Source organism: Paenibacillus amylolyticus, assembly GCF_050990605.1.
GTDB classification, from domain to species: domain Bacteria; phylum Bacillota; class Bacilli; order Paenibacillales; family Paenibacillaceae; genus Paenibacillus; species Paenibacillus amylolyticus_H.
The window spans coordinates 5,421,801-5,437,781 of sequence record NZ_CP158832.1 but is presented as its reverse complement, the minus strand read 5'-3'; the positions used below and the strand labels follow the sequence as shown (position 1 = coordinate 5,437,781).

Below are 15,981 nucleotides of genomic sequence, written 5' to 3'. Positions count from 1 at the left end.
CCATGCTCTTTTGAGCATGGTTTATTTGTTTTCCAGGTAAAATCATTTATATCTTAAGGTGATCTTTACGTCTTTATAAAAACCCTAATCCTAAACTAATGATAGAAATGTTACGCTGAAATCGAACATTGAAGGGGGTTTGTAGAAATGTTAGATGTGTATTTAATCGCTATTTTAATCACACTTGCCGCATTGATGATCGGACTCGGGCAGTGGGCTTCCTTAACAATTAATAAGGGAAGTGACCAGGGATGATATGGATGCTTGCGGTAATTGTAGTTGCACTTATGGTGTATTTAATCTACGCGCTTATTAATCCGGAAAAATATTAGGGAAGATTTTAGGAGGGATACAAGTGACCTTAATTTCTTTAATTGCAATTACAATAACATTATTGCTCTCTCTATTGCTGGCCCGCCCTACGGGGCATTACATTGCGCAAGCATTCAGTTATGAGAAAACGAGACTTGATCGCTGGTTTGGATGGCTGGAAAGACCAATTTATGCGATTGGGGGAATAAGCAAAGAGAACCAGACCTGGAAGAGATACGCCGGGTTTGTAGTACTCAGTAACTCAGTGATGATTTTGCTTGTCTATCTGATTTTTAGATTTCAGGGTGTGCTGCCATTGAATCCAGGCGGGATTCCCTCGATGGAGCCTACACTTGCTTTTAATACGGCAATCAGCTTTATGACCAATACCAATCTTCAACATTACAGCGGGGAAAGTGGACTGTCTTATTTGTCGCAGATGCTGGCGATCCTGTTTATGATGTTTACTGCTCCTGCATCAGCGTTAGCGGTAGCTATTGCTTTTATTCGCGGGTTGGCGGGTAAACCTCTGGGAAACTTCTTTGTAGATATGATACGGGGAATTACGCGTATTCTTTTGCCGATCTCTTTTGTAATGGCTTTTGTTTTTGTTGCGTTAGGCGTACCGCAAACCCTGGAGCCAGCGGCTTTTGCAACAACGCTCGAAGGTGTGAAACAGGAGATCGCCCGTGGGCCTGTGGCCTCCTTCCTGACGATTAAACAATTGGGAAACAATGGGGGTGGATTTTTCGGGGTCAACTCTGCCCATCCTTTCGAGAATCCAGGTGGGCTCAGCAACTTGTTACAAATTTTGCTCATGTTACTACTGGGAACGTCTCTGCCTTTTACATACGGCAAGATGGTCGGGAACAGAAAACAGGGTCGGGTATTATTTGTTTCCATGGCAATGATGTTTATCGTTTTTCTAGGAATTTCTCTATTCAGTGAATATGTCGGCAACCCGGCAATTAATGCACTTGGCATTCAGCATCAGCAGGGTTCAATGGAGGGGAAAGAGGCCCGGTTTGGCGTTGCCCAGTCCTCTCTGTACTCCGTAGTAACTACCGCTTCAGAGACAGGCGCAGTTAATACGATGCATGACACGCTGACGCCTGTAGGCGGTATGATTACGATCGGAAATATGATGTTGAATACGATCTTTGGCGGTGTTGGAGCGGGATTTGTCAATGTGCTTATGTACGCAATGATTGCCGTATTTCTATCCGGTTTAATGGTAGGACGCACACCAGAGTTTCTTGGTAAAAAAATGGAAGGTAAAGAAATGAAGCTTATTGCGATTACGCTGATTATTAATCCATTACTTATTCTGTTACCTGCCGCCTTGGCTCTTTTCACTCAGGAGGATACCATATCCAATCCAGGCTTTCATGGGCTGACACAAGTACTGTACGAATTCACTTCGGCTGCGGCTAACAACGGTTCTGGTTTTGAAGGACTGGGGGATGCGACTCCATTCTGGAATATATGCACTGGCATTGTTATGTTCCTCGGCCGATATATTCCGTTGATTACGATGCTTGCCGTAGCAGGCTCGTTAGCGGTCAAGAAAAGCGTTCCGGAAACGGCAGGCACATTTCGTACGGATCATGCATTGTTTGGTGCCGTATTCCTGGGGGCAGTGCTGATTGTAGGAGCCCTGACATTCTTCCCGGCGCTTGCGCTCGGTCCGATTGCTGAATTTTTAACGCTGAAACCTTAGAAGGTCACGGATGGAGGAAAAGAGATGAATACAAAAAAAAGTGTATTAAATAAAGATATTGTCACTCAGGCAATCAAGCAGTCTTTTATCAAACTGAATCCTCAAATGATGTTGCGAAATCCAATCATGTTTGTCGTCGAGGTTGGTTTTATCATTACGTTATTACTTGTCCTAATGCCTGATGCATTTGGTGGACAGGTATCTGCAGGATTTAACCTTGCTGTAGCATTGATCCTGTTGTTCACCCTATTGTTTGCTAACTTTGCTGAGGCATTAGCCGAAGGAAGAGGCAAGGCGCAAGCAGATTCACTAAAAAAGTCAAAAAGGGAAATTACAGCGAATAGGTTGAGCGGCAGCACTATGAAACAAGTTCCTTCCACTGAACTACGTAAAGGTGATGTCGTTGTTGTAGCTCAAGGGGAAATGATTCCGGGTGACGGGGAAGTGATTGAGGGCTTGGCTTCGGTCGATGAATCTGCAATCACGGGTGAATCTGCACCGGTGATTAAAGAGGCTGGAGGAGACTTTAGCTCTGTAACCGGGGGAACCAAAGTAATCAGTGACCAGATCAAAATTCGCATCACGAGTGATCCAGGCGAATCTTTTTTGGATCAGATGATTTCTTTGGTAGAGGGGGCCAAACGTCAAAAAACACCGAACGAAATTGCCCTAAATACAATACTGGTTAGTCTGACCATTATTTTCTTGATTGTGGTCATTACGCTCCCATTTTTCGCTAACTATCTGAATATTCGGCTTGAGATTCCTGTTTTGATTGCTTTGTTGGTTTGTTTGATTCCAACGACGATCGGGGGATTGTTATCGGCAATCGGCATTGCAGGAATGGACCGGGTTACCCAGTTTAATGTATTGGCAATGTCCGGTAAGGCAGTAGAAGCATCCGGAGACATCAATACGATTATATTAGATAAAACCGGAACGATCACCTATGGAAACCGTATGGCTAGCGAATTTATCCCGGTTGGAAACCAAAGCTTGCAGGATGTCGCCGCTTGGGCTGCTCTAAGCTCGGTTCAGGATGAAACACCGGAAGGAAGATCCGTGCTGGAGCTTCTCAAGAAGCAGAATCTTTCCTATCAGGAATCCATCGCAGATGGTGCGAAGTTCATAGAGTTTAAGGCAGAGACACGAATGAGCGGCATTGATCTGTCGGATGGACACCAGATTCGCAAAGGGTCTGTTGACGCAGTGAAACAATGGGTGGCTGCTCAGGGCGGTGAAATACCTGTCGATTTGCAGGGAAAAAGCGATGCCGTGGGTTTGGCAGGAGGTACGCCCCTTGCGGTAGCCGTCAATCAATCGATATTTGGTCTGATTTATCTGAAGGATACGGTAAAACCCGGGATGCGGGAACGTTTCGAGCAAATGCGAAAAATGGGAATAAAAACGATTATGTGTACGGGTGATAATCCGCTGACTGCTGCAACCATTGCAGCAGAAGCTGGTGTGGATGATTTCATTGCCGAAAGCAAGCCAGAGGATAAAATTGCCGTAATTCGCCGTGAACAGGCAGAAGGAAAATTGGTGGCGATGACGGGAGACGGTACAAATGATGCACCTGCACTCGCCCAAGCGGATGTCGGGATTGCGATGAACAGCGGTACGGTTGCTGCCAAAGAAGCGGCTAACATGGTGGACCTGGACTCCGATCCATCCAAAATTATTGAAGTGGTATCGATTGGCAAGCAGTTGCTAATGACACGGGGAGCATTGACCACGTTCAGTATAGCGAATGATATCGCTAAATATTTCGCAATCATTCCGGCCATGTTTATGGTGGCGATTCCTGAAATGGATGTACTGAACGTGATGAGACTGCATTCACCGCTTTCAGCCATCCTGTCGGCGTTGATTTTTAATGCCATTATTATTCCTCTTCTCATTCCGTTAGCAATGAAAGGGGTCGCGTACAAGCCGATGAGTTCGTCCAAGTTGTTAAGCCGTAATCTGGTTATTTATGGCCTGGGCGGTGTAGTTATTCCCTTTGTAGGAATCAAGCTAATCGACTTGCTGGTCCAATTCTGGGTATAGAGAGGATAATGCGAAGTGAAAACAGTCACGGTTACATTAAGAACAAGTTTGATATTAATGTTTATCATTCTAATGTATCAATTTGTTGTAACAGGAATCGCCCAGGCAGTTATGCCAGATAAGGCGAATGGAAGTTTGATTTATAATGATAATCATGAGGTTATCGGCTCTGAACTCATCGGACAAAACTTTACCGATCCGGGCTACTTTCATGGACGGGTCTCCAGCATCGAATATAATGCGGATTCTTCTGGCTCTCCCAACTATGCTGTTTCCAATCCGGATCTGCTGGATCGAACAAAAAAAGCAGTGGAAGACTGGAAATTGCAAAACCCGGATGTTCCGATTTCAAACCTGCCAATTGACTTGATTACAAATTCAGGCTCTGGGCTTGATCCGCACATCAGTATGGAGGCTGCAGAAGCTCAAATTCCGCGAATTAGTAGAAGTACCGGGATATCGGAAGAGCAGCTCCATAAATTAGTAGTAAAACATACAAAAACCAGAGAGTTAGGTATATTTGGAGAACCCGTAGTCAATGTTCTGCTTCTGAACCTTGATGTACAAAAGACAGAGGGACGGAATTAATCAGAGCCTAAGGCCGGCAGGATATTCTTGCCGGGTCTTTTTGTATAAAGAGGGGGGAGAAGAAAAGTGGAAAACTTCAAAAGGAAAAGTCCTGAAGAAATATTATTATCTATTTCCAAACTGCATCAGGGACGGTTTAAAATTTTTATTGGGGCTGTAAGTGGCTCGGGCAAAACCTACCACATGTTGCGGGAAGGAACAGCGCTCCAGCAGCAAGGAGTTGATGTCGTAATTTGTGCAGTGTCTACTTTACAGCGACCGGAGACGGTTGAACAGATGGGTCTGCTGGAGCGGGTCCCGAGTATTCATTGGATCAGTAGTGGAGTGGAAAAAAAGGATCTGGATATTGCGTCTTTGATTCAGAGAAATCCGGAGGTAATCCTTGTGGATGGCTTGGCTCACAGGAATCGGCCAGGTGCGGAGCGTCAGACAAGGTTAGAGGACATCCATTTCTTGCTGAGTCATGGAATCAGTGTAATGACAACGGTAAATGTATATGAATTGGAAGGGGTAAGGGAACTAGCACAGAAGTACATGGGCATTGAGGTCGAAGAAACGGTCAAAATGGATACATTGGAGCTTGCTGACGAAATCCGATTAATTGATGTTACCCCGGAAACTCTATTACAACGCTTCTCGGAAGGTCATGTTCGCAACGACAGGAATGCGTCACTGTTTAAACGGGGGAGCTTGGGCGTGCTGCGGGAGTTGGCACTCAGGCTTGTAGCAGAAGGAGTAAATGATTCACTGGAGAAGCACCGTGAGCAAATGGGGATGCTAGGACCTTCGGGAGTGGCAGAGCGTATTTTGGTGTTGACACAATATCATTGGAACAGTTCCATCTATGTGAGGCGCGGACAACAGGTAGCCAAACGATTAAATGGCGAGCTTCTTGTCGTTAACTTTACTAGCAAGAAGAACTCTCTTACAAAAGAGCAATTAGCCTTCAAGCAATCGCTAGTTAAGCTTGTTGAAAAGGTGGATGCAACATTCGAGGAATTGCCACTTCATTCAAGAAGAAGATTAGCAGACCGGCTTGTACCGTACGCGCTTGAACGTAATGTTACTCGAATCATGCTGGGCCATTCCAGGCAATCGCGCGCGCAGGAGTTCTTGCATGGCTCCGTTGTTAATGACATTTTGAGCAAGTCCAAAAATATGGACATTTTTATGGTTGCTGATCAGGCAGAGTATCATGGGGAACGTATTCTGCCTGCCAGAATGACCAGTACAAAAACAAACCCATTATATCAACGATTAGACTCACGTGAGGTGAATGAAAAAATTGGACGAATTAGGAGAGGAAGGTTCAAGGTTCTGATTGGTGCCGCACCCGGAGTCGGTAAAACTTACACCATGCTGCGAGAGGGCAATCATCTCTTAAAGAAGAGCATTGATGTTGTAGTAGGCCTCCTGGAAACTCATGGAAGATCAGAAACCTTACAACAGGTAGATCGTCTACCCATAGTTGAACGTGCGAAAAGGCGATACTCACACACAGAACTTGAGGAAATGGATACCGAAGCCATCATTAGGCGAAACCCTGAACTGGTTCTTGTCGACGAATTGGCACATACGAACGTGCCTGGGAGTAAAAATAGAAAGAGATACGAGGATGTTCTTGAAATTCTGGATGCCGGAATTTCAGTGATTTCTACCGTTAATGTTCAGCATTTGGAAAGTTTAAATGATGCAGTGGAGCAAATTACAGGAGTTCGTGTCAGAGAAACCGTTCCAGACTCGATTCTTCGTCTTGCGGACGAGGTTGAGCTTATCGATGTGGCACCACAGGCGTTACAAACCCGAATGAAGGAAGGGAGGATATATGCCCGGGAAAAAATAGATCAGGCGCTGGGGAATTTTTTTAAAATCGGAAATTTAATTGCTCTAAGAGAATTGGCTCTCCGAGAAATTGCCGACGATGTGGATGATCGTTTGGAAGTAGGGGAGCGGAGAAGTTCACTGCGTGGACCATGGAACAAACAGGAGGTCATATTCGTATGTGTCAAATTGAGCTCCAATGCAGAGCGGCTAATCCGACGAGGCTTTAGAACGGCTTTTCGTCTCAAGGCACAATGGATCGTGACATATGTACATCATCGGGAAGTGATGAATGACGAGGAAATGAAGAAAAAAGAGAGTCTGGAAAGCCTGGTGCTGCGTCTTGGGGGGAGCTTTGAAGTTGTATCGCACGATCGCTCGAATAATCTTGCAGATGTCCTTGTAGGCAGAGCAAATGAATATCATGCTACCCAGCTTATTATTGGTCAGTGTGACCGTCCCGTATGGAAACGTTTTGGGGGATCTCCAATGATCAAAAAATTACTGCGCACTGCAAGACATATGGATATTCTTATCGTCGCTAACTACGACCCTCATATTAAACGAGATACTCTTCCGCCTCGTGCAGAAGGGTAATGAACTGCTCGGAAATACCCATTTACAAATACAGGGCACAGGCATATAATAAAGCGAAAGTTGTATTGGGTAAAAATAATTGCATAAGTACAAAAATGATTATCATTCTCATTCGAGATTATTGCAAAACCATTCACAAAACCATGCTGCTGCGGGATTCCCGCAGCAGCATGTGTCATTTTTAGGGCATTAACAATGGCTCTCATTCTCAATACAACTTCATCTATGGATGCGGAACTTGAGCACACTCCACTCACGATTCGCAAACCTACCATTCGAAAGGAACGTGATTTATATGCAAGCGATACATCAACCTCTACACAGACAGAACCAAGCAGAACAACGCTCGTCCCAAACACCCGGCCCCAATCGGGGCAAGAAGCCTGATTTTCGAGCCATGGTGCAGAATAAAGAGATGCAATCTGCATTGGGCAGCGGGCTGTTGATGCTGATTGCCTGGGGAACTGCACCTTATTTTGGTACCTTATCCATCATGCTCTACATTGTGGCGTATGCCGTGGGCGGTTGGACCAAAGCGAAGGAAGGCATCGAGACACTGGTCAAGGACCGTGATCTGGATGTAAATCTGCTGATGATTGCCGCATCTCTTGGGGCAGCAGCCATCGGTTACTGGAATGAAGGCGCGATGCTGATCTTTATTTTTGCACTCAGTGGTGCATTGGAAAGTTATGCGACAGAGCGCAGTCATAAGGATATCTCATCGTTGCTCGCGCTGAAGCCGGAGACTGCATTGCGGATTGAGGATGGACAGATGAATCTTGTGGCTATTGATGATCTGCAGCCGGGTGACTTGCTGTTGGTGAAACCGGGAGAACTCATCCCGGCAGATGGTGTGGTGTACCGGGGAAGTTCTTTTATCAATCAGTCGTCCATCACTGGAGAATCCCTGCCTGTGGACAAAGTTGCGGGGGATGAAGTCTATGCAGGTACGGTAAATGGGGAGGGCGCCTTATATGTACAGGTAACCAAATCGGCTGAAGGGTCACTGTTCGGCAAAATCATTAAAATGGTGGAAGAAGCTCAGGCAGAAGTGCCGGATTCCCAGCGCTTTATGGAGCGGTTCGAAGGAATATACGCACGGATTGTTGTAGGGGTGACTTTACTTGTGATTGCAGGAACTCCACTGCTGCTTGGCTGGACATGGAACGAGGCATTTTATAAAGCAATGGTATTTCTGGTTGTTGCTTCGCCTTGTGCACTGGTGTCTTCGATCATGCCTGTCATGCTGTCCGCGATGTCCAGCAGCGCCCGCCGAGGCATTCTCTTCAAGGGAGGGGCCCACATGGAGAATATGGCTCGTACGCGAGTCGTGGCTTTTGACAAAACAGGTACATTGACCATGGGTACCCCGCAAGTCACCGATATTATTACGGCTGAACATGTAGATCGTAACGAGCTGTTAGCTGCGGTAGCAGCAATTGAGAACATCTCCATGCATCCCTTGGCTCGTGCCATCGTAGATCAGGCGAACAAGGAGAACATTACTCTTCAGGAAGCGGAGCACGTACAGGCCCTGACAGGCTGGGGCATTGAAGGAACGGTAAACGATGTGGTCTGGAGCATTGGCAAAACAAATGTAATGGAATCGGTGGAGTCAGAGAAGATGAAGGACGGTAACGATGATGGTTCAGATAAACAGGGTGTTAACCATGTGAAGGTATCTTCCGAATGGGACGATGTGCGCTCCCGTCTTGAGGGGGAGGGGAAAACCGTATCCGTTGTTATGGCTGATGGTGAATTAGTCGGGCTGATCGCGATGCGTGACACGGTACGGCCACAGGCAGCAGCTGCAGTGAGAAAGCTTGAAGCGATGGGTGTAAAAGTTGCCATGTTAACAGGAGATCGAGCCAGATCCGCTTCTGTAATTGCCCGTGAAACAGGAGTAAGCATGGTCTATGCAGATTTGCTGCCTGAAGATAAAGTGAAGCAGGTCCAAGCACTCCGCAAACAGTATGGTCCTGTGTTAATGGTGGGAGATGGCGTCAATGATGCACCGGCACTTGCAGCAGCTACTGTGGGTATGGGGATGGGATTGTCCGGGAGCGGGACTGCACTGGAGGTCGCTGATGCGGTACTGATGAACGATAACATTGAAGAGATTGCTTGGGTGATTGGGCAGGCTCGTCGAGCTCAGCGTACGGTGAAGCAGAATATGTGTTTTGCCATCACCGTTATTCTGGCCTTAATTGCGGGTAACTTCCTCCAGGATGTCGCATTGCCTTTGGGTGTGGTAGGTCATGAAGGCAGTACAATACTGGTTATTCTGAATGGGCTCAGGCTGCTACGGTAATGAGATTTGGAGAGGAAAATGGCTAATTGGTTTCGCTGGTAGTATGCGGCTGGTTGAACTCCTTACGTTTGAACCTTGGGTCAGCGGGTAATGATTCGAAGAGACGATTCGAGGATAAAGGGAGCTGTGAAATATGGGACGTTATGTACAAGTGGAACCAAATGTAAAAGTATATGTTGAAGATATCGGCGAAGGCACCCCGGTTGTCTTTTTGCACGGCTGGCCTGTTAATTATAAAATGTTTGAATACCAATTGAACGTACTTCCGAACCATGGCATTCGTGCCATCGCAATAGATTTTAGAGGATATGGATTATCGGATAAGCCTTCCACAGGATATGATTATGATCGCATGGCAGACGATGTTCGTGCCGTTATCGATGAGCTGGAGCTGAAAGATGCAGTACTCGCAGGGTTCTCCATGGGTGGAGCGATCGCAGTTCATTACATGGCCCGCCATAAGGGACATGGTGTCTCCAAACTGGCCTTGTTATCTGCGGCAGCCCCTGTGTTCACACAGCGCGAAGGTTATCCGTATGGATTGACCCCAGAGCAGCTGAACGAGCAGATTATTGAGCCCATCTTTGCAGATCGTCCGAAGTTGCTGGAGACGTTTGGCGGCATGTTCTTCGCGAAGAAACACAGCCAGCCGTTCATGGATTGGTTCCACGCCCTCGGCATGGAAGCTTCATCTTATGGTACCATTCGCAGTGCAATTGCGTTGCGGGATGAGGACTTGCGAGGTGAACTGAGTTCGATTCAGGTGCCGACAGCCATTTTGCACGGGAAAAAGGATGAGATCTGTCCGTTTGAATTCGCCGAGCAGATGCACCAAGGTATCGCCTCGTCCCAACTGATTGCTTTTGAAGAGAGCGGTCATGGTGCATTCTATGATGAATTGGAAAAATTCAATTCGGAACTGATTCGTTTCATCCAATCCTGATCAGGAGAGGGCGCAATACCGCTGACAGACGATCCCAGTAATTTCATGGAATCTTCATTTGTGGCTAAACAAAGAACCCGGTCGACAGTCTTGGACTGTTCGCTCGGGTTCTTTATGTTCAACAATCAGAACAGTTCGGTCAGACCGATCATTGTGATGAGTCCGAGTAAAAAGGACATAGTCGCTACACGTGCATTACCGTCACCGTGACTCTCAGGAATGAGTTCCTTATAAACAATGAACATCATCGCACCGGCTGCAAATGCCAAACCATAAGGGACAAGGCCGGCTACGAGACTGCTTAATGTGTAACCAATCATAGCTGTAATAATCTCTACCGCTCCGGTCAGGGTGGCAATACCCAGCGCTTTGAAGCGGCCAATGTTCTGATTTACTAAGAAAAGGGCCACCAGGAATCCTTCCGGCGCATTCTGCAATCCGATGGAGAAGGCAATGAGATTGCCCAGGCTCTCATCCGAGCTTGCATAGCTGACTCCAACGGATAACCCTTCCGGCAGGTTATGCATGGTGATGGCTGCAATAATCATGAAAGCTTTGGTTTCAATTTTAAAAGGCATTTTCTCGGGATTCTCCAGATCGACGTGTGGAATCTTCATCTCCAGCACCAGTAGAACCAGGCTACCAAGCATAATACCAAATGCGAGTACAAAGAGATTGGATTGGCCAAGCGCTTCCGGAATGAGGTTATACACGGAGGCCGAGGTCATAATACCTGCGGCGTATGCCAGCAAGATATCACGCAGACGGTGCGATATTTTGCGCATAAATAGAATCGGTACGGCCCCTAGGCCAGTAGACATGGCTGATATAAAACTGCCAATGAGTGCATCGTTCATGCTTCCATTTTCCCTCCTGATGAAGACTTCTTCATAATCGCTGCCGAGCATTGACACCGTACATAAAAGAGATCATAATGAACAACAGATTAGAATGATTATAAATTAGAATTCCGTTTCTGCATAGGGCCATTGTCATTTCACAGTCAGTCTTGTGGACATGATCTAGGCTTTTCGTTCTAGTGTATGCAAAAGCCTAAGCTTTTGATGCCGGAGGGCCTAACCTTTTTGCAGAACCCGGGGGAGGAACTATACATGTATAAATCAATTATTATTGGAACAGGCCCTGCAGGGCTGACAGCAGCAATCTATCTGGCACGTGCCAACTTGAACCCACTCGTTATTGAAGGACCACAACCTGGTGGCCAACTGACAACAACGACTGAAGTGGAGAACTTCCCAGGTTTCCCTGATGGAATTATGGGTCCTGAACTGATGGACAACATGCGTAAACAAGCCGAGCGCTTCGGTGCTGAATTCCGCACAGGCTGGGTGAACAACATCGACATGAGCGAGCGTCCATTCAAGATTCAAGTTGAAGGTATGGGTGAACTCGTATCGGAAACATTGATCCTGTCTACAGGCGCATCTGCTAAATACCTGGGTATTCCTGGCGAAGAAACAAATGTGGGCCGCGGTGTCAGCACATGTGCAACATGTGATGGATTCTTCTTCCGTAACAAAGAAATCATCGTGATCGGCGGTGGTGACTCTGCTCTGGAGGAAGCAAGCTTCCTGTCCCGTTTCGGTTCCAAAGTAACGCTGGTACACCGTCGTGAAGAACTGCGTGGCTCCAAAATCATGCAGGATCGTGCACGCAGCAACGAAAAAGTAGAAATGGCTTTGAACCGTACACCACTCGAAGTACTTGCTGGCGACAACGGGGTAACCGGACTGAAAGTGTTGAACAACGAAACAGGTGAAGAAGAAGTGATTCCGGCAAGCGGCGTATTCGTAGCCATCGGTCACACACCAAACACTGGTTTCCTTGGCGGACAGATCACTACGGACGAACATGGTTATATCCTGACTACACCAGGTACATCCGAGACAAACATCCCTGGCGTATTCGCATGTGGTGACGTTCAGGATACACGCTACAAACAAGCTATTACAGCTGCAGGCAGCGGATGTATGGCTGCCATGGACACAGAGAAATACATTGAAAGCTTGGAACACAGCGCTGTTGTTCTGTAATAGAATGAGCTGTTTTCAACCAAACTATAGATTAATATAAAACCATATGAGGTGAATTAAACATGGAAAACGTAATTGTATATACATCGACGAACTGCCCGAACTGCAAATCCGTAAAAACATTCCTGGCTGACAAAGGTATCTCTTATGAAGAGCGCAACATCGAAACTAGCGATGAGTTTGCACAACAAGTATGGGACATGGGAGTACGTGCCGTGCCATTGACTGTCATTGGTGAACACCGCATTCTGGGTATGAACAAAACCCAATTCGCCAAAGCATTGGACGCTTAAATTCCGCTGATGATCTGGAACATAATGTGTTGAAGAACGTTTCGATTCATATGCAATTCCGGTTTTCGCGAGCCGTTAGGATATAGAAAGAACCGTACCCGGAAGGGTACGGTTTTTTGTGCAAACACAGAATATGCTCTAGAAAAAAATACTCATGAAAGTCTGAAATACAACATACACCAGCAGTCCTGACAGCATGTACATGAAACCAGCCTTCTTTTTGCTCTGGAACAATCGGAGTATGCCAAGGCTGAACAGGGGCGCAAGCACAATCAGGAACAGGAGGACGGTGACAAACATTTGCGCCGAGATATCTGAAGTATCCACGTAGGTCACGCTTTTTTTCACTCCGTTTCATTATCGGAATTAACACAGCTATATTCACACAGCCATGACAAAAATCACATAATCCCATTATACATCTGGATTTCTTTAACAAAAAGGGAGGAAATGGGGCAAAATGATGTCAATTTTCGTCTGTTATTAGACAGATACCCTGATTTTCCCTAGAAACTGGGAAATTGCAGAGTAAGCGGCACCAACGCGGGTGGAACGGCTGCCCAGAGCTGCCCATTCAATCTGCAAACTGCGACGATGATAAGGCAACGTACGTTCCTCCACAACCTGTTTTAACGCCGTTTCGATCCATGGACCTGCTTCAGAGAGCGGACCACCAATGATAATACGTTCCGGGTTGAAACTGTTAACGATATTGGTAATGCCAATCCCCAGTTTGCGTCCAATCGTGTTGTATAATTTCTGAACAGCATCGTGGCCTTGCTCCGCATAATGAATAAGCTCGCGTGTGGTATGAGCAGGTAAATTTAGCTGATGATCCGGGTGCTCGTAGGCTTTTTCCGATGCGTATAACTCCCAGCAACCACGATTGCCACAGGAGCAGGGCAGACCTTCCGCTTCAATGGACATGTGGCCTGTTTCTCCAGCGTAGCCCCACGCGCCTTTGTATAATTCACCATCTACCATAATGCCTGAACCAATTCCCATGCCTGCACTGATGTAGATCATGTGACGGACACCGATACCTGCCCCAAAATTCAACTCTCCATGAGCACCAGCATTGGCTTCATTATCGATGGTTACAGGCAGTTCGAATTCTTCTTCAAGCATGGAGCGCAGAGCTACCTTCTCCCACCCCAGGTTGGGTGCAAACAGGACCGTTCCTGCCTCATCCACCATGCCGGGCACGCCGATACCGATGCCAATGACACCGTGAGGGGAAGCAGGGGCTGCTTCAATGAGCTGTTTGGCTGCCGATTTCAATTGCTCCATTACAGAGGACACGTCATGATGTTCCAAGGTCACTGCGTACTCTGTAATGATGTGTCCTTCCAGATCTGTAAGCACGCCTTTCAAATGGGTCACACTGAGTTCCAGACCGACCGCATAGCCTGATGTGCCTCGAAACAGCAGCATGAGTGGTTTGCGTCCGCCACTGGATTCACCAGGGCCAATCTCCTGCACCAGGTCATCACTGATTAGATCAGCAACCAGGTTGGATACCGTTGCTTTGTTCAGCCCTGTAACCTCGGACACTCGCGCGCGAGATAGAGGGGCATGGCGCCGGATCGTATCCAGAACGATCGATTTGTTTATTTTTTTGACCAGCATCTGGTCTCCGGTAATTTTCATATGGTTAAGGCACTCCTATTCTTCTGATAAAAGGGTTCTGACCCACATCCGAAACAAGTTATTCGACTATTATAGCGTAAACAAACATGTAAAAAACAATTTTATTTTACTTTGTTTAACCAATAGACAAAGTAAATCCGATGTGATAGGATAACGGTGTAAACGATTTCTTAAAACTATTGAGGAGGCATTTTACACATGGCCTATTTTGAATCCGTTAATAAAATTGCATTCGAAGGTAAAGATTCCAAGAACCCTTTTGCTTTTAAACATTATAATCCGGAAGAAGTGGTAGCCGGCAAATCGATGGAAGAACATTTCCGTTTCGGCATGGCTTACTGGCATACATTAACTGCAGGCGGGAGTGACCCGTTTGGTGCGGAGACAGCTGTTCGTTCGTGGGATAAATACTCGGGTCTGGACCTCGCGAAAGTACGCGTGGAAGCGGCATTTGAATTTTTGGAAAAAATGAATCTCCCGTTCTTCTGTTTCCACGATGTGGACATCGCACCAGAAGGCAACAACCTGCGCGAGTTCTACAGTAACATTGATACAATCGTTGATCTGATTGAAGATCATATGAAATCCAGCGGCAAAAAGCTGCTCTGGAACACGGCGAACATGTTCTCGAACCCACGTTTCATGTTTGGTGCAGCTTCCACGTGCAACGCAGACGTGTATGCTCACGCTGCAGCACAGATCAAAAAAGGTCTGGAAGTGGGTAAACGTCTGGGCGCTGAAAACTATGTATTCTGGGGCGGCCGTGAAGGTTACGACACATTGCTGAACACAGACATGCAACTGGAGCAAGACAACATTGCTCGTATGTTCCACATGGCTGTAGATTACGCGAAGGAAATTGGCTTTGATGCACAATTCCTGATCGAGCCTAAACCAAAAGAGCCAACGAAACACCAATATGATTATGATGCAGCAACTTCCATTGCATTCTTGCAAAAATACGGTTTGGACAAACACTTCAAACTCAACCTGGAAGCGAACCATGCTACACTGGCTGGTCATACATTTGATCACGAAATTCGTGTTGCTCGTACAAACGGCATGCTCGGTTCCCTCGATGCAAACCAAGGCGATATGCTGATCGGTTGGGATACGGATGAGTTCCCGGTTGATATGTACGATGCGACATTGACGATGTATGAAGTATTGAAAAACGGCGGTATCGGCCGTGGTGGAGTGAACTTTGACGCGAAAGTACGTCGTGGTTCTTTCGAAGCAGACGATCTGTTCCTGGCACACATCGCAGGTATGGATACGTATGCGAAAGGTCTGAAAGTAGCAGCAAAATTGATTGAAGATCGCGTATTCGATGACTTCATCGAAAAACGTTACAGCAGCTTCAGCGAAGGCATTGGTGCAGATGTGGTTGCAGGTAAAGCAACACTGGCTTCCCTTGCCGAGTATGCGCTGAACAATGAAAGCCCACGCAAAAACCAATCCGGACGTCAGGAATTGCTGAGAGCACAGCTCAACCAGTACATCCTGGCTGACTAATAGTGGATTAGGCAGGGTTGGTCACGTCGACCACCGATGGTTGCTCATATGTGGTTGGACATTATATCCAAGCCAGCCTATCCACAAGATTAGCTTGTACCACGGAACGCCTGAATAAGCATGAC

General features: G+C 46.7%; 14 protein-coding genes. 11 read left to right on the top strand and 3 right to left on the bottom strand.

Features of this window, described 5'->3' with window-relative positions; translation table 11 throughout:
• The first annotated feature begins 147 nt into the window (after positions 1–147).
• The 8 genes from ABTV53_RS24005 (at position 148) to ABTV53_RS23970 (ending at position 10,344) form a co-directional block, all read left to right on the top strand.
• Positions 148–255: a signal peptide protein gene (locus ABTV53_RS24005; protein WP_433747247.1), complete on the top strand. Its 108-nt coding sequence runs from the start codon at positions 148–150 to the stop codon at positions 253–255.
• Positions 252–332 (top strand): K(+)-transporting ATPase subunit F, encoded by an 81-nt coding sequence (gene kdpF, locus ABTV53_RS24000; RefSeq protein ID WP_433754336.1) that lies wholly within the window; start codon positions 252–254, stop codon positions 330–332. The genes ABTV53_RS24005 and kdpF overlap by 4 nt, the downstream gene beginning before the upstream one ends.
• Before the next feature lie 32 nt (positions 333–364).
• Entirely contained in the window at positions 365–2,032 is a 1,668-nt protein-coding gene (kdpA, locus tag ABTV53_RS23995) for a potassium-transporting ATPase subunit KdpA (RefSeq protein WP_433754335.1), read from the top strand.
• Between the two features lie 24 nt (positions 2,033–2,056).
• On the top strand, positions 2,057–4,084 hold the full coding sequence (gene kdpB / locus ABTV53_RS23990) for a potassium-transporting ATPase subunit KdpB (protein WP_433747244.1): 2,028 nt from the start codon (positions 2,057–2,059) through the stop codon (positions 4,082–4,084).
• A 15-nt stretch (positions 4,085–4,099) separates the two neighbouring features.
• Entirely contained in the window at positions 4,100–4,672 is a 573-nt protein-coding gene (gene kdpC / locus ABTV53_RS23985; RefSeq protein WP_433747242.1) for a potassium-transporting ATPase subunit KdpC, read from the top strand.
• A gap of 66 nt (positions 4,673–4,738) precedes the next feature.
• A complete protein-coding gene (locus ABTV53_RS23980; protein WP_433747239.1) occupies positions 4,739–7,090 on the top strand; it encodes a histidine kinase in 2,352 nt (783 codons plus the stop codon).
• 295 nt (positions 7,091–7,385) lie between these two features.
• Entirely contained in the window at positions 7,386–9,401 is a 2,016-nt protein-coding gene (locus ABTV53_RS23975; RefSeq protein ID WP_433747236.1) for a heavy metal translocating P-type ATPase, read from the top strand.
• 133 nt (positions 9,402–9,534) lie between these two features.
• Entirely contained in the window at positions 9,535–10,344 is an 810-nt protein-coding gene (locus ABTV53_RS23970) for an alpha/beta fold hydrolase (RefSeq protein ID WP_433747234.1), read from the top strand.
• 125 nt (positions 10,345–10,469) lie between these two features.
• On the opposite strand, the gene ABTV53_RS23965 is transcribed toward ABTV53_RS23970, so the two are convergent.
• Positions 10,470–11,201, bottom strand: a complete 732-nt coding sequence (locus tag ABTV53_RS23965; RefSeq protein ID WP_237178227.1) for a ZIP family metal transporter — start codon at positions 11,199–11,201, stop codon at positions 10,470–10,472.
• A 255-nt stretch (positions 11,202–11,456) separates the two neighbouring features.
• On the opposite strand from ABTV53_RS23965, the gene trxB reads away from it, so the two are divergent.
• Positions 11,457–12,398, top strand: coding sequence for a thioredoxin-disulfide reductase (gene trxB, locus ABTV53_RS23960; protein WP_036668032.1), 942 nt, complete (start codon positions 11,457–11,459; stop codon positions 12,396–12,398).
• Between the two features lie 62 nt (positions 12,399–12,460).
• On the top strand, positions 12,461–12,691 hold the full coding sequence (locus ABTV53_RS23955) for a glutaredoxin family protein (protein ID WP_036668031.1): 231 nt from the start codon (positions 12,461–12,463) through the stop codon (positions 12,689–12,691).
• Between the two features lie 138 nt (positions 12,692–12,829).
• Here ABTV53_RS23955 and ABTV53_RS23950 read toward each other — a convergent pair whose 3' ends face one another.
• A complete protein-coding gene (locus ABTV53_RS23950) occupies positions 12,830–13,027 on the bottom strand; it encodes a hypothetical protein (protein ID WP_017692236.1) in 198 nt (65 codons plus the stop codon).
• A 147-nt stretch (positions 13,028–13,174) separates the two neighbouring features.
• On the bottom strand, positions 13,175–14,341 hold the full coding sequence (locus tag ABTV53_RS23945; RefSeq protein WP_433747230.1) for an ROK family protein: 1,167 nt from the start codon (positions 14,339–14,341) through the stop codon (positions 13,175–13,177).
• A gap of 198 nt (positions 14,342–14,539) precedes the next feature.
• Between ABTV53_RS23945 and xylA the strand changes: the two genes are divergently transcribed.
• Complete coding sequence (gene xylA / locus ABTV53_RS23940) at positions 14,540–15,856, top strand: xylose isomerase (RefSeq protein WP_036606941.1); 1,317 nt, start codon at positions 14,540–14,542, stop codon at positions 15,854–15,856.
• Positions 15,857–15,981: the final 125 nt, after the last annotated feature.